Annotated in this window: 20 protein-coding genes; 12 read left to right on the top strand and 8 right to left on the bottom strand. The window is 45.5% G+C overall.

Features of this window, described 5'->3' with window-relative positions:
• Positions 1 to 8: 8 nt before the first annotated feature.
• From QY309_08785 to QY309_08760, 6 genes are all read left to right on the top strand, one after another.
• Entirely contained in the window at positions 9 to 2,420 is a 2,412-nt protein-coding gene (locus tag QY309_08785; GenBank protein ID WKZ61577.1) for an ABC transporter permease, read from the top strand.
• Positions 2,421 to 2,431: 11 nt separating this feature from the next.
• A complete protein-coding gene (locus tag QY309_08780) occupies positions 2,432 to 2,878 on the top strand; it encodes a nuclear transport factor 2 family protein (protein WKZ61576.1) in 447 nt (148 codons plus the stop codon).
• Positions 2,879 to 3,068: 190 nt separating this feature from the next.
• The gene (locus QY309_08775) at positions 3,069 to 5,519 is read left to right on the top strand and encodes an ABC transporter permease (GenBank protein ID WKZ61575.1); all 2,451 of its coding nucleotides are present in this window, start codon (positions 3,069 to 3,071) and stop codon (positions 5,517 to 5,519) included.
• A 94-nt stretch (positions 5,520 to 5,613) separates the two neighbouring features.
• Positions 5,614 to 7,053, top strand: coding sequence for a Gfo/Idh/MocA family oxidoreductase (locus QY309_08770; GenBank protein ID WKZ61574.1), 1,440 nt, complete (start codon positions 5,614 to 5,616; stop codon positions 7,051 to 7,053).
• A gap of 8 nt (positions 7,054 to 7,061) precedes the next feature.
• Positions 7,062 to 7,859: an SDR family oxidoreductase gene (locus QY309_08765; protein WKZ61573.1), complete on the top strand. Its 798-nt coding sequence runs from the start codon at positions 7,062 to 7,064 to the stop codon at positions 7,857 to 7,859.
• A 3-nt stretch (positions 7,860 to 7,862) separates the two neighbouring features.
• Positions 7,863 to 8,504 carry a CoA pyrophosphatase gene (locus tag QY309_08760; GenBank protein WKZ61572.1) on the top strand — a complete coding sequence of 214 codons (642 nt, stop codon included), beginning with the start codon at positions 7,863 to 7,865 and terminating at the stop codon, positions 8,502 to 8,504.
• Positions 8,505 to 8,547: 43 nt separating this feature from the next.
• Here QY309_08760 and QY309_08755 read toward each other — a convergent pair whose 3' ends face one another.
• From QY309_08755 to QY309_08740, 4 genes are all read right to left on the bottom strand, one after another.
• Positions 8,548 to 9,915 carry a RagB/SusD family nutrient uptake outer membrane protein gene (locus QY309_08755; GenBank protein WKZ61571.1) on the bottom strand — a complete coding sequence of 456 codons (1,368 nt, stop codon included), beginning with the start codon at positions 9,913 to 9,915 and terminating at the stop codon, positions 8,548 to 8,550.
• Positions 9,916 to 9,926: 11 nt separating this feature from the next.
• Positions 9,927 to 12,896: a SusC/RagA family TonB-linked outer membrane protein gene (locus QY309_08750; GenBank protein WKZ61570.1), complete on the bottom strand. Its 2,970-nt coding sequence runs from the start codon at positions 12,894 to 12,896 to the stop codon at positions 9,927 to 9,929.
• A gap of 223 nt (positions 12,897 to 13,119) precedes the next feature.
• Positions 13,120 to 13,659 (bottom strand): ferritin, encoded by a 540-nt coding sequence (locus QY309_08745; protein WKZ61569.1) that lies wholly within the window; start codon positions 13,657 to 13,659, stop codon positions 13,120 to 13,122.
• 79 nt (positions 13,660 to 13,738) lie between these two features.
• Positions 13,739 to 16,336: an aconitate hydratase gene (locus QY309_08740; protein ID WKZ61568.1), complete on the bottom strand. Its 2,598-nt coding sequence runs from the start codon at positions 16,334 to 16,336 to the stop codon at positions 13,739 to 13,741.
• A gap of 124 nt (positions 16,337 to 16,460) precedes the next feature.
• Here QY309_08740 and crtI point away from each other — a divergent pair, with 124 nt between their 5' ends.
• Both crtI and QY309_08730 read left to right on the top strand, forming a co-directional pair.
• Positions 16,461 to 17,927 carry a phytoene desaturase family protein gene (gene crtI, locus QY309_08735; GenBank protein ID WKZ61567.1) on the top strand — a complete coding sequence of 489 codons (1,467 nt, stop codon included), beginning with the start codon at positions 16,461 to 16,463 and terminating at the stop codon, positions 17,925 to 17,927.
• 17 nt (positions 17,928 to 17,944) lie between these two features.
• Positions 17,945 to 18,598: a carotenoid biosynthesis protein gene (locus QY309_08730; protein WKZ61566.1), complete on the top strand. Its 654-nt coding sequence runs from the start codon at positions 17,945 to 17,947 to the stop codon at positions 18,596 to 18,598.
• Positions 18,599 to 18,765: 167 nt separating this feature from the next.
• Here the strand turns inward: QY309_08730 and folE are convergent, their stop codons facing one another.
• A complete protein-coding gene (folE, locus tag QY309_08725) occupies positions 18,766 to 19,452 on the bottom strand; it encodes a GTP cyclohydrolase I FolE (GenBank protein ID WKZ61565.1) in 687 nt (228 codons plus the stop codon).
• The gene (locus QY309_08720; protein ID WKZ61564.1) at positions 19,412 to 19,822 is read right to left on the bottom strand and encodes a 6-carboxytetrahydropterin synthase; all 411 of its coding nucleotides are present in this window, start codon (positions 19,820 to 19,822) and stop codon (positions 19,412 to 19,414) included. The genes folE and QY309_08720 overlap by 41 nt, the downstream gene beginning before the upstream one ends.
• A 163-nt stretch (positions 19,823 to 19,985) precedes the next feature.
• Here QY309_08720 and QY309_08715 point away from each other — a divergent pair, with 163 nt between their 5' ends.
• Together QY309_08715 and QY309_08710 are read left to right on the top strand one after the other, a co-directional pair.
• Positions 19,986 to 20,642 (top strand): phosphoadenylyl-sulfate reductase, encoded by a 657-nt coding sequence (locus tag QY309_08715; protein WKZ61563.1) that lies wholly within the window; start codon positions 19,986 to 19,988, stop codon positions 20,640 to 20,642.
• A 23-nt stretch (positions 20,643 to 20,665) separates the two neighbouring features.
• Positions 20,666 to 21,586 carry an NAD-dependent epimerase/dehydratase gene (locus tag QY309_08710; protein WKZ61562.1) on the top strand — a complete coding sequence of 307 codons (921 nt, stop codon included), beginning with the start codon at positions 20,666 to 20,668 and terminating at the stop codon, positions 21,584 to 21,586.
• A 2-nt stretch (positions 21,587 to 21,588) separates the two neighbouring features.
• On the opposite strand, the gene QY309_08705 is transcribed toward QY309_08710, so the two are convergent.
• Complete coding sequence (locus QY309_08705; GenBank protein WKZ61561.1) at positions 21,589 to 22,497, bottom strand: type IX secretion system membrane protein PorP/SprF; 909 nt, start codon at positions 22,495 to 22,497, stop codon at positions 21,589 to 21,591.
• Positions 22,498 to 22,596: 99 nt separating this feature from the next.
• Between QY309_08705 and QY309_08700 the strand changes: the two genes are divergently transcribed.
• Together QY309_08700 and QY309_08695 are read left to right on the top strand one after the other, a co-directional pair.
• Positions 22,597 to 24,177 carry a Na+/H+ antiporter gene (locus QY309_08700; GenBank protein ID WKZ61560.1) on the top strand — a complete coding sequence of 527 codons (1,581 nt, stop codon included), beginning with the start codon at positions 22,597 to 22,599 and terminating at the stop codon, positions 24,175 to 24,177.
• 17 nt (positions 24,178 to 24,194) lie between these two features.
• Positions 24,195 to 25,331, top strand: a complete 1,137-nt coding sequence (locus QY309_08695; protein ID WKZ61559.1) for a glycerate kinase — start codon at positions 24,195 to 24,197, stop codon at positions 25,329 to 25,331.
• A 33-nt stretch (positions 25,332 to 25,364) separates the two neighbouring features.
• Here QY309_08695 and QY309_08690 read toward each other — a convergent pair whose 3' ends face one another.
• The gene (locus tag QY309_08690; GenBank protein WKZ61558.1) at positions 25,365 to 25,781 is read right to left on the bottom strand and encodes a BrxA/BrxB family bacilliredoxin; all 417 of its coding nucleotides are present in this window, start codon (positions 25,779 to 25,781) and stop codon (positions 25,365 to 25,367) included.
• Positions 25,782 to 25,802: the final 21 nt, after the last annotated feature.

Genomic DNA, 25,802 nt, shown 5'->3' with positions numbered 1-25,802 from the left:
ACTTTCAAATGTTTAAATCCATTTTAACTACCGCACTTCGGAATATTTACCGCAACCGGTTTTTCTCCATCGTGAATATGTTGGGGCTTGCCTTCAGCATGTCGCTGGGGTTGCTCATTATCCTGATTGTAAAGGAACAGTACACGTACGATAACTTTCATCAGGATATCGATCGGATTTATCGCATAAATACGGCTGCACTTCGTGTAAATGGTGACCGCGAGGAATATGCATCTACCGCTTACCCCATCGGGCAAGCTTTACTGGAGAACTACACCTTTGCAGAAGCAGTTGTTCGCATTAACCGGAGATTAAACGGAGATGCCATTTTCGGAAAAGTGAACGTACCGATTCGGGGCGTATTGGCTGATCCATCTTTCCTTACCGTATTCAATTTTCCGTTGGAGAAGGGTAATCCGGCAACGGCCTTGAATGAGCCCAACAACTTGATTTTAACCGCAGAAGCGGCAGAGAAAATATTTGGTGACGGAGAGCCCCTGGGCCAATCGTTGACCATATCCGGGTACGGTGAATTTGTAGTAACCGGAGTGCTTCAGAAAATTAAAGACAAGACTCACTTCGAGTTTGAGGTGATTGGCTCAACCACTGCGTTACCAGTTTTTGAACGCGATGGTGTGATTAGTGCCTCTGTCGATAATTGGAATAACTATTACAGCAGCTACATCTATGTAAAGCTAAAAGAAGGAAGAACGGGTGAGGAAGTTAAGCAAGCGCTTGATAAACTATACACTACCCACTATGCCGGACTAAAATTGGAAACACGTGATAAAGGATATGAATTTTATCTTCAGCCTTTATCAGCTATAACCCCGGGCCCTGCATTGTCCAATCAAATGGGTACTGGCATGCCTTCGTTGCTGATTATATTCATGGGTGTGCTGGCTGGTGTGGTCATGTTGCTGGCCTGCTTTAATTATACCAACCTGATGATTGCCAAATCGCTGGCGCGTGCCCGCGAAATTGGTATACGAAAAGTAGTGGGCGCCATGCGCTGGCAAGTGTTTGCCCAGTTTGTGGGCGAGGCTGTCGTGTTTTCATTGGTGGCCCTGATTTTTTCCTACTTGCTTTTACAATTTTTAAAACCTGGGTTCATGCAGCTAAGTATGGCGCAGGAGTTTGCTACTGAATTAACGGAAGATTACGCGATTTACCTGTACTTTGTATTGTTCGCCATTGGTGTTGGCGTGTTGGCCGGATTGCTTCCGGCAGGTTACCTCTCGGCCTTTAAGCCTACACGGGTGTTGAAAGATGCATCTGGCTTCAAGGTTTATTCTCGCCTAACTTTTAGAAAAGCGCTGATTGTAACGCAGTTCACGTTTTCGGTCGTTTTCGTTTTGGTTGTATTGATTATCTACAACCAGATAACCTTTATGGTATCAAAAGATTATGGATTGAAGGAAGACAATATCTACAACGTGCGCCTTCAGGGAATGGCGTTTGATAAGCTGGCCAATGAAGTGCAACAATTGCCCGGTGTTGTTCAGGTAGGAGGGGTTTCACATGCCTTGGGTACGTGGGCCGACCGCGCCAGTGACTACAAGCGTAACCGTAATGATGAGCCTTTTACGATTCGGGATTTTATAGTGGATGACAAGTACGTTGATAACATCGGCTTGAATTTTTTAGCCGGCAAAAATTTTGATGCGCAAGCAGAAGGCGAACATGAACGCCATGCCATTTTAAATGAACAGGCGCTTAGCTATTTCGGATTTACGGACCCAGCTTCAGCCATTGGTCAGACCCTGTACGTGAATGATTCGGTGATGTTGGCGGTGATCGGTGTGGTTCAGGATTTTCATTTCCGTCCGCTTAATTATGAAATTGGCCCGCTGGTGCTTCGGTATGATGTGGATCAGCTTGGCTGGTTAAGTGTGTTGGTGGCACCCGATAAAATGACTGAAACGGCCAACAGCATTGCGGCCATCTGGAAGCAGCTTGATCCGGTGCATGCATACGATGCAATTTCCATGGCTGATCAGATCGATGATGCCTATCGCACAGCCGGTTTTTTTGACATCCTTACCATCGTGGGCTATATTTCATTTCTCACCGTTACGCTGGCGTGTATGGGCATGTTGGGTATGGCTATGTACGCTACGCAAACGCGCACCAAGGAAATTGGTGTGCGAAAAGTAATGGGCGCTTCTGTGAAGCAAATTACGTTATTGCTGAGCCGTTCGTTTTTTATCATGATCGGTTTGGCTACGGTTATCGGAACACCGTTAGCCTTTTTATTGGGCGAACAGTTTTTGTCTATGTACGCCTTTAAAATTGAAATTACCCCGTGGTTGTTGCTGTCGGGTATTAGTATTGTGGCGTTGGCCGGATTTGTAACCATCAGCACGCAAACGCTACGGGCAGCATCCGCCAACCCGGTAAATTCTCTTCGCTACGAATAAATTATACGGATATGAAAACTTCATTCATTGTGTTTCTTTTTGTTGCTACGGGATTGTTGCAAGCGCAAGCCCAGTCAACCGACCGTGAGCAGGTTTACGCAGCCATTGAAGATTATGTAGATGGCTTATACCTCGTGCAGCCTGATCGTATCAAACGAAGTGTGCATCCGAATTTAACCAAAAAGGGTTTTTGGCGACAGCCGGATAAAACCGCCTACGAGAAGGAATCCATCATGACCTTTGATCAGCTTGTGGATTTAGCCGGAAGGTGGAATGCCAAGGGCACGCTTCCGAAAGAGGCACCAAGAATCATTGAAGTGTTTGATGTGCTGGATCAGACAGCAAGCGCCAAGCTAACCGCGCATTGGGGCATTGATTATTTTCAATTGGCGAAGTATGATGGGAAGTGGCTGATTGTAAATATCGTCTGGCAGGCACATCCACCTAAAGGATTATGATTATGCTTTGATAAAAATATTTGTAAACCACAAAGCCTGCCTGCCGGGCAGGCTCTCAAAGGTTTACACAAAGGGCACAAAGTTTTGTTATCTCCGGAAACTTCTTTGTGCGCTTTGTGTCTCCTTTGTGCACTCTGTGGTTAAGCTTTGGTAAGGTGACTTAATAATTATGATTTAGACCTCAGCCCACATGTTCAAGAACAACCTGAAAATCGCCATGCGCAATTTACTGCGACAAAAGATTTATTCCTTTATCAACGTAATGGGGTTGGCCGTAGGCGTAGCCAGTTGCCTGCTCATTGTGTTGTTCATCCGCCATGAATTTTCATACGATAAAAATTTTGCCGATCACGATCGCATTTACCGCATGGTGCTGGAGCGCAAGTATCCCAATCATTCTACGTTCTATGCCATCATCCCGGCTTCGTATGAAGATGTTGCCAGGCGTGAGTTTGCCGAGGTGGAAGCATCCACGCAGGCTTTCCGGTTTACCGATGTAGCCTTCTCATTCACCAATGAGCAGGAAGAGTTGATTCAGTTTGATGAAGAAAGCGTGCTGATAGTCGATAGTTCGTTTTTCGATGTATTCAGTTTTTCGTTTGTAAAAGGTAATCCCGAGCGTGCGCTGCTATCGCCAAATGAAATGGTAATTACCGAAGAATTGGCTAAACGCTATTTTGGGGAAGTTGATCCCATCAATAAAACCATCCGGGGTCCCGGCCCGCAAGGCGAGTTTAAAGTTGTGGGAGTGGTGTCCGATATTCCGGAAAACACACATTTTAAGTTCAGTGCCATCTTGTCGGCTTCTACATTTCCGTTTACGCGACAAGAAAATTTCACCAGCTTTTCGAACTACACGTATTTTAAATTACGAGCAGGAACCGATACGCGGGCTTTTGAAGAAAAATTCTCCGGGTTGGTTGACACGTACGCGGCCGCGCAGATTGAGCGCGAGTTGGGTAAGTCGTGGGAAGATTACAAACGCGAAGGCAATGGTTACCGCTATTATCTTCAACCGCTTTCTTCCATTCACCTTGATCCCGTTTACCTCGAGGCACAAATGAAGCCCAGCGGCAACATCAACTCGGTGTACATCATGATTGCGGTGGCCATACTCATTCTGGTTATTGCCTGCATCAATTTTATGAACCTCTCAACCGCCCGTTCGGCTGAGCGTTCGCGCGAAGTAGGGGTGCGAAAGGTAATGGGATCGTTGCGGCAACAATTGATGTCGCAGTTTTTAACGGAAGCATTTGTGCTGAGCGCCATTGGCGTGTTGTTAGCCATTGTGCTCATGACCTTCTTTCTGCCGTTTTTCAACAACCTTATTGGTATTGACCTGAGTTTCTCGCTTGAGCCAACCACCGTGGGTATGTTGTTCCTGTTAACGGCCATTGTTGGATTGTTGGCGGGGTTGTATCCGGCTTTTGTGTTATCCTCATTCAACCCGGTAACGGTAATGAAGGGCAAGTTCACGGGTAGTCAGAAAGGCAAATGGATACGAAACGGGTTGGTAGTTTTTCAATTCTGGATTTCGATCGTGCTCATGATCGGCACGTGGGTAATTGGCGACCAGATGAAGTTCATGCAGGAGAAATCACTCGGCTTTGATAAGGAACAACTGCTGGTGGTGGAGCGCGGCTTCAGCCTGCAACCCCAGCAAGGCAAAACCCTGATTGACGAATTGCGAAGATTACCCGAAGTACAATCCGCTGCCGGTGCGTTTGCCATACCCGGGCGGGAGGATAATTTCTTTGGCGTTCAGTTTCAGCCGGAAGGCTCATCGGAAATTCTCACCACCAAATCCATGGTGGTTTCAGATGGGTTGAGTGAAACGCTTGGGTTCGAGTTAGTGGAAGGGAGATTGTTTTCTGAAGATACGAACGATTCGCTTTCGGTGATCTTAAATGAAACGGCTGTTAAAACCATGGGGCTGGAAGACCCCATTGGAGGGAAACTGGTAGACATGCAGCAACAGCAGGACAGCATTGTGGCGGTTCCGTTTCGGGTTATCGGTGTGGTGAAGGATTTTAACTTCAACTCCCTGCGCGATCAGGTTACGCCTTTGGTGATTCAAAGCAACGAGTTGTTCAATGGCGGCAATCAGTATTACGTGGCCCGGATAAAACCAAACCAATTGGCATCAGCCATTCAGGCTGTGGAAACGAAGTGGAAAGAGATTGCCCCACAGGAACCGTTCAAGTATTTATTTCTCGATGAAAGCCTGAACCAGTTGTATACAGCCGAGCAACGCACGGGCAGGTTGTTTGCTGTCTTTTCAGGTCTTGCCATTTTTGTGGCGTGTATCGGCTTGTTTGCGTTATCTGCCTACATCACCACGCTGCGCATAAAAGAAATTGGTGTGCGCAAAGTGTTGGGTGCATCCGTAAGCAGCATTGTTGTTTTACTCTCTAGAGATTTTACCAAAATGGTGGCCCTGGCTTTTGTATTGGCCGTACCGGTGGCCTGGTATGTAATGGAACATTGGTGGCTGCAGAATTTTGCCTACCGCATACAAATGGGTGTTTGGATATTTGGTGGAGCAGGCATGGTAGCCATTTTAATTGCGTGGATTACGGTGAGCTATCAGTCCATCAAAGCCGCTACCAGCGACCCGGTGAAGTCGTTGCGGTATGAATAAATTCATTAACGATAATGAGAGCAACCCATAAAAGGTTGCTTTTTTCTTTTAATGGAAAACTGTACTTTAAAGCGTTAACCTTAATCATAGCTTCATGACTTCGTTTAAAACCTCACGCAGAAAGTTTATTCAGCAGGCAGGCCTTGCGGCCGCAGCGTTTACCATAGTGCCCCGCCACGTGCTGGGCGGCAAAGGATTTTTAGCTCCCAGCGATACCCTGTCGGTAGCGGGTATAGGCGTAGGTGGCCAGGGCGGTGGCGATATCAATGGAATTTTTGGTACCAACAAGGCCGTGATCTCCTTTTTGTGCGATGTGGATGACCGCAGGGCGGCCAATGCCATCAAGAATTTCCCAAAAGCCAAATACTACAAGGATTTCCGCGAGATGCTCGATAAGGAGCATAAAAGCATTGATGCCGTTTCGGTTTCCACACCCGATCATAACCATGCCGTGCAGGCCATGGCGGCCATGCAGTTGGGCAAGCACGTGTACGTGCAAAAGCCGTTAACCCACGATATTTATGAAGCGCGCATGCTCACCGAGGCTGCGAAGAAATACAGGGTAGTAACCCAAATGGGCAACCAGGGCGCATCGGGTGATGGCGTGCGTCAGTTGGTGGAATGGTACCAGGCCGGACTGATTGGCGAGGTGCACACCGTGTATTGCTGGACGAACCGCCCCGTGTGGCCGCAAGGCATTCCCTGGCCGGCACAAAAGGCAGAAGTGCCCAAAGAACTCGATTGGGATCTGTGGCTCGGCACCGCACCCTATAAAGATTACATTGAAAAGCTGGTGCCCTTTAACTGGCGCGGCTGGTGGGATTACGGTACCGGTGCCCTGGGCGATATGGCGTGTCACATTGTCGAGCCGCCCTTCCGTGTGCTGGAATTAGGTTACCCGATTGATGTACAGGCCAGCGTGGGCAGCGTGTATGTGGATGAATTCCGCAGGGGATATTTCCCGGAGAGTTGCCCGCCTTCGTCACACATTGTGATGACCTTCCCTGAGCGTGGAACCAAACCGAAAGTAAAAGTGCATTGGATGGATGGAGGCATCCAGCCGGAGCGCCCGGAAGAGTTGGGCCCGAATGAACAATTCGGTGATGGCGGCAATGGCGCGTTGTTTATCGGCACAAAAGGTAAGATGATGTGCGGCACGTACGGCATACTGCCCAAGTTACTGCCTACCTCAAGAACGGAGGAAGTAAATGTTCCGCAAACCTTAAAGCGTGTACCGAATGGTGACCGTGGGCATTATGCCAACTGGGTTGAAGGTTGTTTGGCCGGGTATGGCAAAACCGAGTTAAGTTCTCCGTTTGAAATAGCAGGACCGCTTACCGAAATGGTATTGATGGGCAACCTGGCCATTCGCAGTCATGATATCCGCATTCCAAGAAAAGATAATCCGAATCAATTCACCTATCCGGGTAGAGACATTAAACTGTTGTGGGATGGTGTGAACATGAAGATCACCAACTTTGAGGAAGCCAATCAGTTTGTGAAGCGCGAGTATCGGGCGGGCTGGAAGTTGTAACTTGCGAAATGTTTTTTCAGGATAAAGTTGTTTGGATAACCGGTGCCTCATCGGGTATCGGTGAGTCGTTGGCGTATGCGTTTGCCAGGCAAGGGGCAAAGCTTGTCTTGTCGGCCAGAAGGGTAGAGGAGTTGCAGCGTGTAAAAGCAGCGTGCAACATACCGGATGAAAAGGTGTTGATTTTACCGCTTGATGTTTCGGATACAGAAACCATTCCGGCACAAGCCAAAGCCGTATACGATCAGTTTGGCCAGGTAGATATTCTGATCAACAACGCTGGCGTTAGCCACTGGACGAAAATAAAAGACTTGTCGCTGGAGGTGATTCATAAAATTTTCAACGTGAATTTTTTTGGAGGCATTGCGCTTACAAAAGCTGTACTGCCAAAGATGTTGGAAAGCAAACGCGGACACATTGTGGTGATCTCAAGTGTGTTGGGTAAGATGGTGGTGCAGAAACAAGCGGCCTACAATGCGAGCAAACATGCGTTGCAGGGATTTTATGATACCCTGCGGCTGGAGGTGGCTGCGGATGGCGTAAACGTGTTGTTGGTTTGTCCGGGATTTGTACGCACCAACGTAGCGAAGAACTCGCTGAATAAAGATGGCGTGGCCATCAACCAGGATAATGATAAAATTGCCAAAGGCCTCGACCCCGATTATGTAGCTGAAGAAATACTAAAAGCCATTGAAAAGAATAAGGATGAAATCATTCTCGCGGGTAGACCTGAGAAGTCGGCTATATTATTAAAACGACTGGCACCCGGACTATTTTCGAAAATGATGCGCAAGCGTAAACTGCTGTAAGAAATGAATTTGCTGGAGTTGGTAGAGAAGTTGCAGGAGCGATTGAAACACGAATTGCCGGGGGCGAAAGCGCATGAGGTGTTGCGTGCAACACCGGTTGGCACCGTTCTTCCCAAGTTCGAACACAAAGTACCCCCCAAGCCCGGCAGTGTTTTAATACTGCTGTACCCCGAATCAAACGAAATCTATTTCCCGTTAATTAAACGCCCCGATTATTTGGGTGCACACAGCGGTCAGGTGAGTTTGCCGGGTGGCAAAGCCGAAGCCGGAGAGACCGTATTTGACACCGCCTTGCGCGAAGCACAAGAGGAGATTGGTATTCATCCTTCACGTGTAAAAGTGTTGGGCACGTTGAGTGATTTTTTTGTAGTACCCAGCAATTTTATGGTTACGCCTGTTATTGGTGTGGCAGAAGGAAAGCCCGAATGGATTCCGGATCAGCATGAAGTCGCACGCGTACTGCATGGAAGCATCGCACACATTGTTCAAGACGATGCCATCTTAATAAAAGAAATTATGGCAGCCGGCCGCTACAAAATGCTGGCGCCACACTTTGAAATAGAAGGGGAGGTGGTGTGGGGTGCTACGGCAATGATGTTGAATGAGTTGCGGCAAGTCGTTCAAGAACTCTATGTAAAAAAATAGGCCACCTGTCGGTGACCTATTTTTATTAAAGCCCTTTGTTGTTTTAGTTACCGGTATAGGTATCCCAATTCAATTCAGCTTGTGGAACAGGAAACTGTGTAAAAATTGTTCCCAGGTCATAGCTGGTTGGGATTTCATCAAGTTTGTCGTATCGTCTGGCATCGATCCAACGATGTCCCCAAGGCTCTGCCCACAGTGAGTATCTACGCTGATAGAGAATTTCATCAATCAATTCATCTAATGAGGTGCCTCCACCATATGGACCAATATCAGCTGCGTCACGGATAATGTCAATGGCCTCAACAGCCAGTGTAGGCTGGTTCAATTGAGCGTGGGCTTCAGCTTTTATCAAAATGAGTTCCTCATTTCTGATAAACGGTATAGCTGCTGTATTGCTTGCCCAGCGCTTATCCTGATGCGTACCAACAAGGGGAGTAGCATCCGTTGTGATCGTCACGGGAGTAGTCCGTTCAAAGAACTTATTCTCAACGCGTAAGTCGCCTGGTGTGGCGTCATCAATCATGGATGGATGAACAACAATGATGGTGTTGATGTTGGCATCCAGAACGTAGAACAACGGATTAAATGCATCCGGAGGTGCGCCATAGGTATGGGCAGGTCCAGCTTGCAAGTTTCCATCCAGATCCATAAACGAATCATCCAAGGCATCAAGTGCACCTTGCCAGTCTTCTCTGTAAACAGCAAGGCGTGCAGCAATTGCCCGGTTAACCTGCTTTAAGCCATCAATGGTGTTGAATCCGGCCCAACCGGAAGTTAATGTAAAAGGTAATGTAGTACCAGCTGCATTAAGATCGGCATAGCCTTCAGTCAACAAGGTATTGATAAAGGTCAGCGCCTGATCATAGGATACAAATGGTCCCGGGTTAAACGGATCCTTAACATCTATGCGTATACCATTTTGGTAGAGCCAATTAGCAGGAATCATAAATTGATACGCCTTAATGGTTTTGGCAAATCCTGACACAGCTTTCTTCTCCTGTTCATTGAGAAAAATCGTATTTTGTGCTGCATCAATCAAAACATCCGCTTGCTTGATTGCCTGGTACGGAACAGCGTAAGAACCACCACCTGTAGTGCCAAATCCAAAGTATGCGGCATCCGGCACACGACCAGCTTGGCCTAACCAGTCTGTTTGGAAACGTGGATCTGAGCCATTCAAATACCATACTTCGCGACCAAAGGTATTCCATGCTTGCGAAATATTGGTTACGTATCCACGGTGCCGTGATTCCAGCCCCGTAACCAAAAACTGAATTTGCCTACGTGACGCGTTATTGGCAACGCTGCTCACGTTGGGGTTATTGGGGTCAATCAACTCATCAACCTGAAAGGGGTTACAAGCTGCTGCAAATGCCAATAATCCAAAAAGATATTTTTTTAAATTGTTCATATGCATGTGAATTAAAAATCAATTTGTATATGGAAAAATAAGCGCCTTGTAGTAGGATATGGAGCAATGTCAACGTTGTTAGCCAAAGGCTGTGCACCAAATGTTGATGTCTCTGGATCATACCCTTCATAATCCGTTATCATAAACAGGTTATTACCTGAGAATCCTACACGGGCACGTTGAATTACATTTCCGAACCATTTTGAGGTTACTTCAGCGGGCACATTGTAGTACAATCCAATTTCTCTTACCTTCAAGAAAGTGGCATCCTGTACCCAACGACCTGCGTTATTGTACGGTGCAGGAGGTCTTTGGCGTCCATTGGGTGTTCCATCACCGTCATCATCATCAAACCATCCGTTGGTTGTTCCGCCACCATCTGTGAGGAAGCTTGACAAGTTTATGTTGTCTCCACCTTTTCTATACTCCATCAGGAAGTTAAGTTCGAAGTTTTTGAAAAGCGTTAATGAGTTATACCACGATGAGGTCCAATCTGGTTGAGCATCGCCCCATACCGTAAATACACCTGGTGATATGGCTGGTGTTCCAACAATGGTAGTTGGGGATATCCCTTCCTGAACAAGGAATGTTCCAAGTCCAGTACCAAATGCACCAGTTAGATACGAAGGTATTCCTAGCCTGGTGGTTTCTACTTCATTCTTCCACCACAGCAATCTTGAGAACCACCTGATGTTCGAATTATCAAGCACGTTTCCTGAAATACCAAGCTCTATACCTTTATTTTGAAGTTCGGCTTCGTTGCTAAGTGTTGATGTAACTCCAGTAGAAGGTGAAAGGTTTAGAAGTTGGAGATTGTCAATTGTGTTTTTGATATAATACGTTGCTTCTAAAGAAATTCTATTATTTAGAAAACCAGCATCAATACCGAATTCTATTTCTTCTGCTCTTTCAGGTACAATCTGAAGGTTTCCGATTGATGTTCCAACTACCGATCCCAAACCGCCTCCAATATTCGTTCCGCCAAGAGGAGTAAAGGTAGCCCCAAACGGAACCGGACCTGCTGTCTGACCATATGCAACGCGTGGTTTAAGAGAAGATACAGCATCTACTGTCCAGAAATCGAAGTTGGCCACGTTTACAGCAAGTGATGCTTTAGGAAAAGCAAAGAATTTATTAGCATCACCGTTGGTATTTGATTTATCCCAGCGTACACCAACCGTTCCTATGATTTTGTCTTCAAAGTTTAATTCCTGCTGAAAAAATATACCAACATCTTGTTGGGTACTTGCAAATTGAGATTCAATTTCCTGTACCGTTGCCTGCTTCAGGTTGCTTTGTCCCGGAGCAAGGCCTCTGCCACGATTAAATATAGACTCGTTTCTGAAATCCAATCGAGCAAACCCAGCTTGGGTATTCATATTAATGCGGCTTAGATTCCAATTATAGACCAAAGCAGTTTGGAAGTTGGTATTCAAACTTTCTTGCCGTCCAATTAATACATCGCCTGGATTTGCCTGTCCACGTTGAAACTGCAGATCATCTGGTAAGTAGATAATTGTAGAGTTTTGCAGATAATCCAATCCTCCATTTACTCGAAGCTTTAATTGCGAAGTAGCTGTGTTTAGTAAATTAGCATCTAAAGAAAAAGACTGGACAAAACGATTTACCAAGGAATTATTGATTGCCTTATCGGTAACAGCTACTGGGTTTTCAGCAAAGTAAGGGTTATCCGGATAAACACCTTCAACCGGTCTGAGATCAAAATAATTTGGAACATAAGCAATATTATAACCTATACTGGCACCGGAATTATTCTGGTTACCGGTAAATCCTCTGTCTGTATCAGTGCGGATATAGTTAGAGTTAACTGATAAATTAATATTTTTAGTCAGTTTGTGATCAATATTTGCACGTATAGATTGTCTTTGAAAGCCTGTTCTTCTAACAATACCCTCTTCATCAGTTAATGAGCCTGAAATAAAGAACTTTGTTTTTTCATCTCCACCTCTTAAACTTAAACGCGTGTTGCTTAGTAAAGCTGTATTATTATAGAAGAAATCTTCATAATCAACAAAGGTACCAGATGCAACCGCATCATTGTAACGTTGCAACTCTAAAGGTCTACGTGCAGCGGGGAAGAAGAAATTAATTTTATCCTCACTCCAATCGTCAACTCCCAAGAGTTTCAAGGGGGTTCCAATTCCAATATCTTGACCAAAGCTAATAACCGTTTTACCGGCTTGTCCTTTTTTGGTTGTGATAACAATAACCCCCGCATTTGCCCTTGTTCCATAGATAGCAGCAGCGGAAGGACCTTTCAGAATTTCCATGCTCTCAATGTCGTTGGGGTTAAGATCGGCAAGTCTATTTGCACCATCATCCTGATTGGAAGCACCCGCTCCCGTAACGGTAGCTCTTCCAGTACGTTGAAATGAGTTATTGAAATAAACACCATCAACGATTATTAGTGGTACTGGTGCAGTATTAATGCTTGATAGACCACGCAATTGAATGGAGAGACCTCCCCCCGGTGCGCCAGAATTCATTCTGATGTTAGCTCCCGCAATTCTGCCATAAAGCGCTCCGTCAGCTGTTTGGATTTGTGTTGTTCCGGTAATATCCTTTGCTGACACAGTTGTAACGGCATTGGCCAGGTTGGAACGCTTAATGGATGAGGCCAAACCTGTAATTACGACCTCCTCCAAACTTGTGTAATCTTCCTCCAGGTTAACAGTAACACTGGAGTTAGATGCACTCACACCCGTTTCCATTGTACGGTACCCGATGAAGGAGAAAACCAATGTTGCAGTTTCAGCATTCACCTGAAGGGAGAAATTCCCTTCGGCATCAGTAACTGTTCCAAGTGTGGTACCCTTAACAGTAACGTTTACACCAGGCATGGAATCACCGGTGCGGGCATCCTTTACAGACCCGCTGGCCGTGAACCCCTGTGCCATAATTTCCCCGGATGCAATAAGCAGCATACCGAGGAGAAAATTCCTCAAGTAAAATTTTAGCATAGAGTTTTTATTTGGTTAATAATACACCAAGCTAAAGAAAAATTTGAGATAGGTTATTAGAATTCGATTAGAAAATGAAAGAGGAAAATTGACCATAAAAGGGTACTTGTTCAATTCTGGACACTTGAGAAAGCCGTGTGCTAAACGGAGCAACAACCACTAAAGTTTTAAAAAATGAAGGAAAGAATTGTTGTGCTCCCTTAAGTTTAAATAAGGAAACAAATCATCCCACCTTCGTTGCAAACGCCTCCAACTTTCCGATCTCCTGATCAATCATCCACAACCCAACACCTTCTTCACCAATCAGGTCAAACAGTTCAACGGCCCTGCGGGCAATGGTTTCTTCTTCGCGTTGCTCCATCACATACCATTGTAAAAAGTTAAAGGTGGCGAAGTCTTTTGATTGAAAGCAATGATCCACAATGCTGTTGATGGAGCGGGTTACATCCAGTTCATGATTCAACACGGTTTCAAAAACTTCACGAAGTGATTTGAAGGTGTGTTTGATGCCGGTGATTTCCGGTTGTAGTGCATGACCACCTGCTGTGTTTACATAATGGATCAGCTTGAGCATGTGCATGCGTTCTTCTTCGGAATGTTTGTACAGAAACTGGGCTGATGTTTCATAACCTTTTGTCTCACACCAGGAAGCCATCGACAGGTAGGCGGCTGATGATTTGCCTTCCAGGACAATTTGGTTATTCAATAGGTCCTCGGTTTCCTTGGAGAGTGAGCGGGAAGGGGTGACGATCTGCTGTTTCATGGTTTTGAAATTTATGAAGGGATCAGATTACTTATCGTATGTAAGCTTATCTGATCCCTTCGTATTGAATTAAAAAAAACTAGCGTCTTCTTTTTGCTTTGCTGCCGCTCTTTTTCTTGGCTGCTTTCCTGGTCACTTTTTTGGCAACTTTCTTCGCGCCTTTTCTTACCACTTTTTTAGAAGCTTTTTTCGCGACCTTCTTTTTAGGAGTCACCTTTTTAGTGACCTTCTTCTTGGTGGTGGCCTTTTTAGTTACCTTTTTCTTCGCAGCAACTTTTTTAGTGGCTTTCTTTTTCGTTGCCGCCTTCTTCACTTTCCTGGCGGCTTTCTTTTGGGTTGCAGTTGGTTTTGCTTTAGCTGGTGATTTTTTAGCTGAAGCTTTCTTCGCAGCAGGTTTAGCGCTTGCTTTCTTCGCGCTGATCTGCTTAGCCATCAGGTTAAGCGCTGAACCAGCCTTGAACCATTCAATTTGTCCGGCATTGTAGGTGTGATTTACCTTAATGGTATCACTGCTTCCGTCTTTGTGTTTCAATACCAGTGTTAACTGCTTGTCAGGAGCAAATGAAGTCAGGTCAACAATATCAATGGTGTCGTCTTCCTGAATCTTGTCGTAGTCTGCTTCGTTGGCAAACGTTACAGCCAACATGCCTTGCTTCTTCAAATTGGTCTCGTGGATACGGGCAAAGGATTTTACCAGGATTACTCGAATGCCAAGGTGGCGTGGCTGCATGGCGGCATGCTCACGTGATGAACCTTCACCATAATTATGATCACCCACCACAATAGTTGGTACGCCTGCGGCTTTATAGGCGCGCTGGGTAGCAGGTACCGGACCGTATTCACCGGTAAGTTGATTTTTAACGTTATCGGTTTTCTCGTTGAAGTAGTTTACTGCACCGGTAAGCGTGTTGTTGGCGATGTTATCCAGGTGACCACGGAAACGCAACCATGGACCAGCCATCGAGATATGATCGGTGGTACACTTTCCTTTTGCCTTGATCAACAACTTCATGCCGGTTAGATTCTTGCCATCCCAAGCCTTGAATGGTGACAGGGCCTGCAAGCGGGTTGAATCTTTGGCAATCCGTACTTCAACCTTGCTGCCGTCTTTAGCCGGTTCAATGTAGCCGGCATCTTCCACATCAAAACCTTGTGGTGGAAACTCAACGCCTTTGGGTTCATCCAATTTAACCTGCTGTCCTTCTTCGTTGGTGAGCGTGTCGGTGAGCGGATTGAATGTAAGATCACCGGCAATGGCAAACGCGGTAGTAATTTCCGGAGACGCAACAAACGCATGCGTATTCGGATTACCATCGTTACGCTTGGCAAAGTTCCGGTTGAAAGAAGTGATAATTGAATTCTTTCTGTTCGGATCGTTGGTATGGCGTGCCCACTGACCGATACACGGTCCGCATGCATTGGCCAATACCACACCGCCCATTTTCTCAAATACACCCAGGTACCCATCGCGTTCTACTGTGTAGCGCACTTGTTCCGAACCTGGGGTAATGGTGAACTCTGCTTTAGCTTTTAGTTTTTTATCAACAGCTTGTTTTGCAAGTGACGCTGATCGGGTAATGTCTTCATACGAAGAGTTGGTACAGGAGCCGATCAAACCAACTTCCAGTTCCTGTGGCCAGCCGTTTTTCTTTACTTCTTCAGCGAATTTTGAAATCGGAATGGCGCGGTCTGGTGTAAACGGTCCGTTTACATGTGGCTCTAATGTTGAAAGATCAATTTCAATTACCTGATCAAAATATTTTTCGGGATTGGCATAAACTTCTGCATCACCGGTTAAATGTTCCTTAACCGAGTTGGCCAGGTCGGCCACTTCTTTGCGACCGGTTCCGCGCAGGTATTCGGCCATCTTCTCATCATACCCAAAGGTTGATGTGGTAGCACCAATCTCAGCGCCCATGTTACAGATGGTACCTTTACCTGTACACGATAAAGTAAGAGCACCCGGTCCGAAATATTCTACAATCGCTCCGGTACCACCTTTAACGGTTAGGATACCCGCAACTTTCAAGATCACATCTTTCGCGGAGGTCCAGCCACTAAGCTTGCCGGTAAGTTTTACACCGATCAGCTTGGGCCACTTTAATTCCCACGGCATTCCGGCCATCACATCTACGGCATCTGCTCCACCTACACCAATCGCTACCATGCCCAGTCCACCGGCATTTACCGTGTGTGAGTCGGTACCGATCATCATGCCTCCAGGGAAGCCGTAGTTTTCAAGCACCACCTGGTGGATGATACCGGCACCGGGCTTCCAAAAGCCAATGCCGAATTTATTGGAAACCGATTCGAGGAAGTTAAACACTTCACCGCTGGCGGTTAATGATTCTTTTAAATCCTGTGCTGCGCCATTCTTGGCTAAGATTAGGTGATCGCAATGAACCGTTGAAGGCACGCGTACCTTGGGTATTCCGGCCGACATGAATTGAAGCAGGGCCATTTGCGCGGTAGCATCCTGCATAGCCACCCGATCGGGTGAGAAATTCACATATGATTTACCGCGTTGAAAGTTTTCAACTGGCTGATCATCGTGCAGGTGACTGTAAAGGATTTTTTCAGAAAGGGTGAGGGGTTTTCCAACAGCTTTACGGGCTTTGGCGATGCGGCCGGGCATTGCCTTGTAAACGGCCTTAATCATGTCTAAATCAAAAACCATAGGTATCAAATTTAAGAGTGCTAAACTACAAATTATTTGGTTTTTAGTACGGTTTTGAGGGGTTTGAAACGACTAAAATCCACCTGTTAAACAATTATAATTCACTGCCTGTTCATGTAGCGGCATGAAAGTAGTTGTTATTGGCGCAGGCGTGGCAGGATTAGCAACAGCCAACCGGTTAAAGGCTTTGGGGTTGGATGTACAGGTGTTGGAAGCCAACGCTTACCCCGGAGGTAAGCTAACGGCTTTTGAGCAATCCGGATACCGGTTTGATGCCGGTCCTTCTTTGTTTACCATGCCGGATTTTCTGGATGATGTATTTCGGTTCTGTAAAAAAGATCCACGCGATTACTACACGTACCAAAAGCTGGATGTGGCATGTCACTATTTCTATGATGACGGAACCTTTCTATGTGGATACGCGGATGCTTCAAACTTCGCCTATGAGGTAGAAAAGAAGCTTGGTGTTTCAAAGGATTTGGTAGTCCGGTACTTGAATGATTCGGCCAGGCTTTACGAAACTACCGGCAGGATTTTTCTGGAGCAACCGCTTAACCGGTTAGCAACGTGGCTTTCCAAACCGGTTATGAAAGCCCTGACCTACATCCCCCGAATGGGGTTGTTTCAAACGCTGAATGGATTTAATGAAGCCAGGCTGGCGCACCCCAAACTGATTCAGTTATTCAATCGATATGCTACCTACAATGGCTCCGATCCGTATCGGGCACCGGGTATTCTAAGCACCATTCCGAATCTTGAATTTAACGTGGGTACGTTTTTGCCCGAAGGTGGCATGCATGCCATCACGAATGCGTTGGTAAAATTGGCCACTGATCAAGGCGTAACGATTCAATACCATACACCGGTTGAGGAGATACTGGTAAAAGAGAATCAGGTTTATGGTGTCCGAACCACTGATGAAATAATACAAGCCGATTTGGTGGTAAGCAATATGGATGTGTACTACACCTATCGGAAACTATTACCAACCCAACCTGCACCCGAGCGTAAACTCAGGCAGGAGCGTTCAAGTTCAGCGCTGATATTTTATTGGGGAATTAAACATACATTTCCTCAACTCGATTTGCATAATATTTTCTTCAGCGCAGATTACCGTAAAGAGTTTGATACCATTTTTAAAGAGAAAACCATTTCGGAAGACCCAACGGTTTACATCAACATAACTTCCAAATATGTAAAGACGGATGCGCCTGAAGGTTGCGAAAACTGGTTTGTGATGATCAATGTTCCGCCTGATGAAGGTCAGGATTGGGATAGCCTGATCAGCGAGGCCCGCGTGAATATAAAGCGAAAACTTAGCCGTATGCTGAATGCGGATGTCAATTCATTAATCGAAACTGAATCCATACTGGATCCGAGGTTGATTCAATCCAGAACACAATCGTTTCAGGGTTCGCTTTACGGAACCAGTTCCAATAGTCGGTATGCTGCCTTTTTACGCCACCCTAATGATTCCGTCATAAAGAACCTCTACTTCTGTGGTGGCAGTGTACATCCGGGGGGAGGCATTCCGCTTTGCCTGCAATCGGCCCGAATTGTGGCCAATCATATCGAAAACACTTTGCGCTAAGGGTTGTTTTATAAAACATGATAGCACGGGTTTACCAGGGTCTGCACCAAATAGTTCAATCGTATTCGCTTTCAATACTCGTGTTGATGCATGTGGTAGGCATTGTTGGGTTGCTTTCACCGTATCAGGAAATTTTCAGACTGTTAACACCCGTTAACCTGATGGTGAGCGCGTTATTGTTGAGCTTAAATCATTCCGATCGGTCGACCCGGTTTGTGTGGGCATCAGCACTCATATTTTCGTTTGGATTTATGGTTGAACTGGTGGGGGTGCATACGGGTATCATCTTTGGAGAATATCGTTATGGAGCCACCCTTGGACCGAAACTGATGGGTGTGCCTGTAATCATCGGATTAAACTGGTTATTGATTGTATATTGTATTGCCTCCCTGATGGAAGCGATAAAAATTCCAACCTGGCTTAAAGTGGTTTCCGGTTCTGTACTGGCTGTGCTTATCGATATGTTGATTGAACCGGTAGCGATGAAATATGATTTCTGGACGTGGAGTAAGTATACTGTTCCCTTACAGAACTACATCGGCTGGTTTATTACCTCCATGATCATGTTTTCAATTCTGTATCTGTTTAAAGTTAAAACCGAAAACAGAATTGCGTTGGGTTATTACTTTATTCAACTATTCTTCTTTTTGATTTTATTTCTTCTGATCTGATTAATTATTGAATCAGAAAATTTAACCATGTCATTGCGAGGAATAGGGAGGGAAGTGAGTAGGCTGACGAAGCAATCTCATCCAATACTATGGTTTTGAGTTATAAAATGGTCGCATAAAAAAAACCGACTGAAATGTCGGTTTTATTTTTAGATCACTAAGGAAAATTATTTTGCGTTGATATAATTCAGGAACTCACGCTTGATATTCTCATCATTAAATTTTCCTGAAAAATGTGCCGTTCCGGTTTTGCTGTTGGTGTCACCCACACCACGCGAAGCTACACACAAGTGAGTGGCATCAATCACTACTGCCACATCATCGGTATGCAATACACGTTGAAGTTCTTTCGCGATTTGTACGGTCAACCGTTCCTGCACCTGCGGTCGCTTGGAAAAATACTGAACAATGCGATTGATTTTGGATAAGCCAATTACCTTCCCGCTGGAAAAATAGGCCACATGTGCTTTGCCAAAAATGGGCACGAAGTGGTGCTCGCAATGGGAGTAGAACGTAATATCCTTCTCAACCAGCATCTGGTCATACTTGTACTTATTTTCAAACAATCGTGCATGCGGCCTGTTTTTGGGATTCAGACCGCTGAACACTTCCTTCACGTACATCTTGGCTACACGCTTGGGCGTTCCGTTCAGGCTGTCGTCTGTCAGGTCGAGCCCAAGTATGGTCATGATTTCACGAAAGTGCTTTTCAATGCGCACAATCTTTTCGTCATCATCCAGCTCAAAGGCATCGGGGCGGAGTGGCGTGTTGTATGAGGATGCAGCGTGGTCATCGCCCAACTCATCCGCATCGTTAAGAGGCCGGATATTCAACATAATTTCTTTCTGTCTCATACAGGGTAATTTTTAAATCAAGGGACGAGTCTATCTTATCACGCAAAATCTTCCAGATGACAACAGCGATGTTTTCAGCCGTGGGATTAAGGCTTTTAAAATATTCGGTATCTAAGTTAAGGTTTTTGTGGTCAAATTTTGAAGTAACGTGCTCACGAATCAGGTCGCTCAACACCTTCATATCGAATACATAACCCGTTTCCGGGTCAGGTGTTCCGGTTAGCGTGACTATTATCTCGTAATTATGACCATGGTAGTTCGGGTTGCTGCATTTGCCGAAAACGCGGGCATTCTCCTCATCACTCCAGGCAGGGTTAAACAGCCGGTGGGCTGCGTTGAAGTGCTCCTTACGCGATACTTTTACCTTCATTTGAACAATTGATAAACACGGATTAATGTAAAAGGTTCTTGATTTACCTGATCCGCACGAAAATACTTATTTCTATTGGCCTTCAGGTAACAAACGGTTGCATAACTGATATTTTACTCGAACCCCGGATATTGTCCTGCGTTTTTGTTTTCTTTGAATCTCTATGGATTTTAACGGAATCAAAGCGAAAATTGAGCAATATAAAGCTGAAAACAAGAAGGTCTTTACCAGTTCCTCGTTTCAATCGCACAGCCTGGTGTTGCTTCATATCCTGAGCCGGATTGATCAGTCCATTCCGGTTTACTTCATCAACACCGGTTATCACTTTCCGGAGACTATCCGCTTTCGGGATGAGGTTACCGAACTGTTCGGACTCAATACCATCGACCTGCAGTCGGAGGTACCCAAATACATGCAACGCGACAGTGAAGGCAGGCTGCTGTTTGCCTCCGATCCGGATCATTGTTGCTACTTAAACAAAACCCAACCGATGGATGGGGTACTGCGTACCCATGATGTGTGGATCAATGGTGTTCGTGCCGACCAAAGTGCTGTACGTGCGGCCATGAAAATAGAGCAACCGGCTCCTCATGGTGCCATCCGTTTTCATCCCATGCTGGATTGGTCTGCCAAAATGATATGGGAATATCAGAAAGAGTTTAAGTTACCCAAGCATCCGTTGGAAGAGAAAGGTTATGTAAGCATTGGCTGTGAACCCTGTACCCGCAGGCTCGATCCTGCCATGCAAGAACGTGAAGCACGTTGGTACGGATTGAAGAAAGTGGAGTGTGGATTACACACCGAGTTGGTATCGAAATAAAATTAGAGAGAACTACCCATAAGATGAATATACTGATAACTGGTGGAGCAGGATATATCGGAACGGAACTTACCCGCATTCTTGCACAGGATAAGGCTGTAGATAAAATCGTTGTCTACGATAATCTTAGCCGACAAAACTATAACCTGTTTCTGGGTTCGAAATTTCAGGGTCAGGAGAAAGTTCAATTCATCAAAGGTGAGTTGTTGGATTCACGCAATCTTAAAAAAGCATTAAAAGATATTGATGTGGTGTATCACCTGGCCGCGCGTGTAACCACACCGTTTGCCAATGCGGATGCACATTTGTATGAGCAGATCAACCATTGGGGCACTGCCGAGTTGGTGTATGCCGTTGAAGAAAGCAAGGTGAAGAAATTTATCTACGCCAGCAGTGTTGGGGTGTATGGTTCATCTGAGCAGGCGCTGGATGAACAATCTGCACCAAATCCAAAGACCTTTTATGCCATTTCAAAGCTCAGGGGAGAAGAGCACGTGAGGCGCTTACTACCCAAAATGGATACCTACATCTTCCGTTGCGGTAATGTGTATGGCTATAGTCCGAGTATGCGCTTTGATGCGGTCATCAATAAATTTGTATTTGAAGCAAACTTTGAAAAGCGCATTACCATACATGGTGATGGCGAACAAGCACGAACCTTTATTCATATTGATTTGATTGCACGTGCGCTTGCCAATGTGCTGACTAAAAATCTGGCAGGGGGGACTTACAACCTCGTTGAGCGTACATTAAAAGTAATGGACATTGTTGATGAGTTGAAGCAACTTATGCCGGAGCTGGAATTTATCCTGATTAATCAACACATGAAATTAAATCAGCTTGTGATTAAAGCAAATGATTCAATCAATAAGCAACTCGATATAAATAACCCAAGAAGCCTGAAGGAAGAACTTCAGGAATTTGTATCTCGCCTTTCTTTCTGATATTAGAAATCGCTGATCTGTGTCAGGTCGTGGAAATTAAATACGCCCAGGTTTAAGCCCAACGTTATTTCATGTGAGGTGAAACGTGTACCCACCGAATTGTTGGTAGGCATTTCAAACACATAGCCAAACCTCAGCTCATTGATTTTCATTTGGGCTAAAAACCCGTAGGTATTGAAATTTCGGGTGAGCACGCCAACGGCATAGCGTTCATCAATGTTAAATTGAAAATTAAGATCTGTGGAGAGCGGGGAACCGCTCACGGCTCGCAGTAAAACTGCTGGTTTTAATTTTACTCTGTCAGAGAGCAGGAAAACATAGGAGGCGAATCCGTAAAAGTGTTGCGTGTATAACGAAGTGGTTACCTCTTCAAAGGTTTCCTCCACGTTCAGAATTCGAGGGACAGATAACCCAAGGAATAATTTATCCGTCCGGAAAATGGCACCGGCTCCAAAGGATGGCTTAATGGTATTTAAATTTGTGAATGCCGGATCACCGGGGTCTGCGATATTCAACTCGCTGTTATCGCTTCTGAAATTCATAAAGCCGGCCTGCAGACCAAAGGATATATACCGGTAATCATCAAAGCGAACTTTGTATGAGTACGTAGCCTGAACAAACGTATTTGTGTTTTCCCCAACTTTATCTTGTGAGATAATCAAACCGGCCCCCATACGGTTATCAAACAAACTGGTATGTCCGGTTGCAGAAATAGTGGTTGGGCTTCCATCAAACCCGGCCCATTGTTTCCGGTAGCCAACCATCAGGTTCATAGATTTGTTCATACCACCGTAAGCAGGGTTGATCAGGAACGGGTTATTCAGGTATTGTGAATACAAGGGGTCAACCTGTCCTTGAACAGAAGTGGAAAGAAGGGCACACGCGGCAACAAGGGTAAAAACTATTCGCATGCAAGTTGGGGGTTAGAGTCTTTTTAGTTTTAATTACAAGATTAAAGATACAATGCCGGGCGATATGGCGGAAGTAAGTTCAAAAATATAAGATCACATATGCATGTTATAGAGATAGTCATAATCCTGCTGGCAGTTGTTACAGCTTTAGCTGAAATAACCGATAAGGTACGGATTCCGTACCCGATTTTATTGGTTTTGGCTGGTCTTGCCATTGGTTTTGTTCCCGGCTTACCCAGGCTGGATCTGGATCCGGATATAATTTTTCTACTTTTTCTGCCACCCATGCTATATGCCGATGCGTGGTACACTTCCTGGCCCGACTTCAAAGCAGCAAGGAGACCGATCTCCTTACTGGCTATTGGCTGCGTGATTTTTACTACCTGTGCCATCGCCTGGGTAGCGCAAGCCTTCATTCCGGGAATAGGTTGGCCGGAAGCGTTTGTGCTTGGCGCGATTATCTCGCCCACGGATACTTTGGCGGCAACGGCTGCGACCCAGGGGTTGAATGTGCCCAAGCGCGTGATAACAGTAATTCAAGGTGAAAGCCTGGTGAATGATTCTACCGGGTTAATTGCCTACAGGTTTGCGGTGGCTGCCGTGGTAACCGGTGCATTTAGTTTGGGTGATGCCACCCTGCAATTCTTTGTGGTAGCTGGGGGCGGAATTTTGCTTGGCGTGGGCATCGCGTATGTATTTAAGTGGATCCACCAGATAACCCCCGATAATGCCACCACCGATACAACCCTGACTTTTATTACGCCCTATGTCTGTTATTTGGTTGCCGATCATTTGGGGTTATCCGCTGTGTTGGCAGTTGTGGCATGCGGATTATTATTGAGTAGGAAAGCCAATGAGTTTCTTTCACAGAAGGCGCGGATTCAGACCATCGCCACCTGGGATACGGTAGTGTTTATCATGAACGGCATCATCTTCATCTTAATAGGACTTCAATTGCCGTATGTGTTGGATGCCATACAGAAATTTTCACTAGGTGAATTGATTCGCTATGGATTGATCATAAGTGGTGCAGTTATTCTTATCAGGATCATTTGGGTTTACCCTGGTGCTTATGTGCCACGGTGGTTGAGTAAAGAAATTCGTAAAAAGGAAACGACCACGAACCTTCGCACGGTAACCATTGTCGCATGGTCAGGAATACGCGGTGTGGTATCGCTTGCTGCTGCGATGGCGCTGCCGTTAACCATTGCCAATGATTCACCGTTTCCAAACCGCGAGTTGATTATCTTTTTAACGTTCAGTGTCATCTTCGCCACATTGGTTGTGCAAGGATTAACCCTGCGACCTTTAATTAAGTGGTTGGGACTCAAACCCGATAATCAGGTAGTAAAAGATGAGGAAGAAGCCAGGCTCCGGATTGCATCTGGCTTGATTGAACATATTGAAGAGAATTATTCTCTGATTGGTGATGACCTGCTACCCATTATAAAGAGCAAGTACGAAATCCGAATTCAGCGCATCCGAAAAGACCAGAGCCAAAGAAAGATTGATGACGAAACATTACATGCATTTTTAAACATTCAGCGTGAGTTAATTGCGACCGAAAGAGGAATGGTTTCGACTTTACGTAAGGAGGGAAAAATCAGTGAGGAAGTTTTACGAAAAATCGAATACGAGCTTGATTTGGAGGAGACTAGACTGATTATGGAGCATAGTTAAATCTTAGCAATTGCGTAATGAATATCCTCATCGCTCCTGATAAATTTAAAGGAACCCTTTCCGCAGCCCAGGTTTGCGATGCAATTGATCAGGGATTGTCGAATACCGGATTGAATTTTACTACACGGAAATTCCCACTAGCCGATGGCGGAGAAGGTACACTGGATATTTTTCTTCGACACAAAAATGGGCGGCTTATTGAACTAGAGGTACACGATCCGTTGATGCGAAAAATAAAATCGGGTTATGGCCTGTCAGCTGATGGTGCATTGGCTTTTGTTGAGATGGCTAATGCAAGTGGATTAGGTTTGTTGCGCGCAGAAGAGCGGAATCCGTTGCGGACCACCACTTTCGGAACAGGCGAATTAATTGCGGATGCAGTGAGGAGAGGGGCCAGTCATATTCTACTCAGCATAGGTGGCAGTGCAACAAATGATGCCGCGCTTGGCGCATTGGTAGCCCTGGGTGCGAAAATCACCGACCAATCTGGTGATTTGATTTTTCCAGTTGGTGAATCGCTAAAGCGTATCTGCAACATTGAACGTCAGTCGGTTTTGGATTTACTGGAAGACAAACGTATTACTGCTATCTGTGATGTTGATAATCCGTTTTATGGACGTGAGGGTGCAGCGGTTACTTATGCGCCACAAAAGGGCGCAGATGAAGCTGCGGTTCAGGTGCTGGATGCCGGTTTGCAGCATGTGGCCGATCTCGTGCTTCGTGACCAAGGAATAGATCTGCAACACGTTTATGGATCCGGAGCAGGTGGTGGGTTTGCCGGTGGACTTCATGCCTTTATGGGTGCGGAGTTAAAACGTGGAACGGATGTTATCTTTGAGATTACCAACTTTAATGAAGCCGTTGCCTGGGCGGATGTAGTGATTACAGGAGAGGGAAAACTCGACAATCAAACCTTGCAGGGCAAACTTGTTCATGGTGTTGTAGGAGCAGCGAAAAAATTAGGTAAGCCCGTTTACATAATCTGTGGAGAAAGTCAGCTCACCGCAGATCAGGTTCAATCCCTTAAGGCTACTTCGATCTTTTCACTTACAAGTTATGCAGGAAAGGAAACTGCGATGATTCAACCTGCCAAGACCTTATCAAAAATGACTGAGCTTCAGGTGGCTCAATCCATAAAAAAAGGTGACGGATAAGGTCACCTTTCTTTCTGCAAATATTTCTAACGATTAGCAGTACTCTTCAAACACTTCCAGCAAATGATTGCCGATCATTTGCGCGTTACGCCCTTCAATGTGATGGCGTTCGATGAAGTGAACCAGTTCACCGTCCTTAAATAAGGCAATGGAAGGAGATGATGGTGGATAAGGTAGCGTATACTCGCGTGCCTTTGCTACAGCTTCTTTATCCACACCTGCAAAAACCGTAGCTAACGTATCTGGCTTTTTGGTGGTTTGCTCAATGGCCCAACGAACACCAGGACGGGCTGCACCAGCTGCGCAACCACATACGCTGTTGATCACCAACAACGTTGTTCCTTTATGGTTTTTTAAGTGATTGTCTACGTCCTCAGCGGTTTTGAATTCCGTAAATCCGGCTGTGGTTAAATCAGCCCGCATGGGGGCTACAAGTGGTTCGGGATACATATTTTATATTAGTTATGGATG

Source organism: Cyclobacteriaceae bacterium, from assembly GCA_030584025.1.
Classification (GTDB): Bacteria; Bacteroidota; Bacteroidia; order Cytophagales; family Cyclobacteriaceae; genus UBA2336.
This window is presented reverse-complemented; position numbering and strand designations above follow the sequence as displayed.

Bases quoted from the DNA above. Each gene is read 5' to 3' on its own strand.
- QY309_08785 (WKZ61577.1), top strand. From the start codon at position 9: ATGTTTAAATCCATTTTAACTACCGCACTTCGGAATATTTACCGCAAC.
- QY309_08780 (WKZ61576.1), top strand. From the start codon at position 2,432: ATGAAAACTTCATTCATTGTGTTTCTTTTTGTTGCTACGGGATTGTTG.
- QY309_08775 (WKZ61575.1), top strand. From the start codon at position 3,069: ATGTTCAAGAACAACCTGAAAATCGCCATGCGCAATTTACTGCGACAA.
- QY309_08770 (WKZ61574.1), top strand. From the start codon at position 5,614: ATGACTTCGTTTAAAACCTCACGCAGAAAGTTTATTCAGCAGGCAGGC.
- QY309_08765 (WKZ61573.1), top strand. From the start codon at position 7,062: ATGTTTTTTCAGGATAAAGTTGTTTGGATAACCGGTGCCTCATCGGGT.
- QY309_08760 (WKZ61572.1), top strand. From the start codon at position 7,863: ATGAATTTGCTGGAGTTGGTAGAGAAGTTGCAGGAGCGATTGAAACAC.
- QY309_08755 (WKZ61571.1), bottom strand. From the start codon at position 9,915: ATGAACAATTTAAAAAAATATCTTTTTGGATTATTGGCATTTGCAGCA.
- QY309_08750 (WKZ61570.1), bottom strand. From the start codon at position 12,896: ATGCTAAAATTTTACTTGAGGAATTTTCTCCTCGGTATGCTGCTTATT.
- QY309_08745 (WKZ61569.1), bottom strand. From the start codon at position 13,659: ATGAAACAGCAGATCGTCACCCCTTCCCGCTCACTCTCCAAGGAAACC.
- QY309_08740 (WKZ61568.1), bottom strand. From the start codon at position 16,336: ATGGTTTTTGATTTAGACATGATTAAGGCCGTTTACAAGGCAATGCCC.
- crtI (WKZ61567.1), top strand. From the start codon at position 16,461: ATGAAAGTAGTTGTTATTGGCGCAGGCGTGGCAGGATTAGCAACAGCC.
- QY309_08730 (WKZ61566.1), top strand. From the start codon at position 17,945: ATGATAGCACGGGTTTACCAGGGTCTGCACCAAATAGTTCAATCGTAT.
- folE (WKZ61565.1), bottom strand. From the start codon at position 19,452: ATGAGACAGAAAGAAATTATGTTGAATATCCGGCCTCTTAACGATGCG.
- QY309_08720 (WKZ61564.1), bottom strand. From the start codon at position 19,822: ATGAAGGTAAAAGTATCGCGTAAGGAGCACTTCAACGCAGCCCACCGG.
- QY309_08715 (WKZ61563.1), top strand. From the start codon at position 19,986: ATGGATTTTAACGGAATCAAAGCGAAAATTGAGCAATATAAAGCTGAA.
- QY309_08710 (WKZ61562.1), top strand. From the start codon at position 20,666: ATGAATATACTGATAACTGGTGGAGCAGGATATATCGGAACGGAACTT.
- QY309_08705 (WKZ61561.1), bottom strand. From the start codon at position 22,497: ATGCGAATAGTTTTTACCCTTGTTGCCGCGTGTGCCCTTCTTTCCACT.
- QY309_08700 (WKZ61560.1), top strand. From the start codon at position 22,597: ATGCATGTTATAGAGATAGTCATAATCCTGCTGGCAGTTGTTACAGCT.
- QY309_08695 (WKZ61559.1), top strand. From the start codon at position 24,195: ATGAATATCCTCATCGCTCCTGATAAATTTAAAGGAACCCTTTCCGCA.
- QY309_08690 (WKZ61558.1), bottom strand. From the start codon at position 25,781: ATGTATCCCGAACCACTTGTAGCCCCCATGCGGGCTGATTTAACCACA.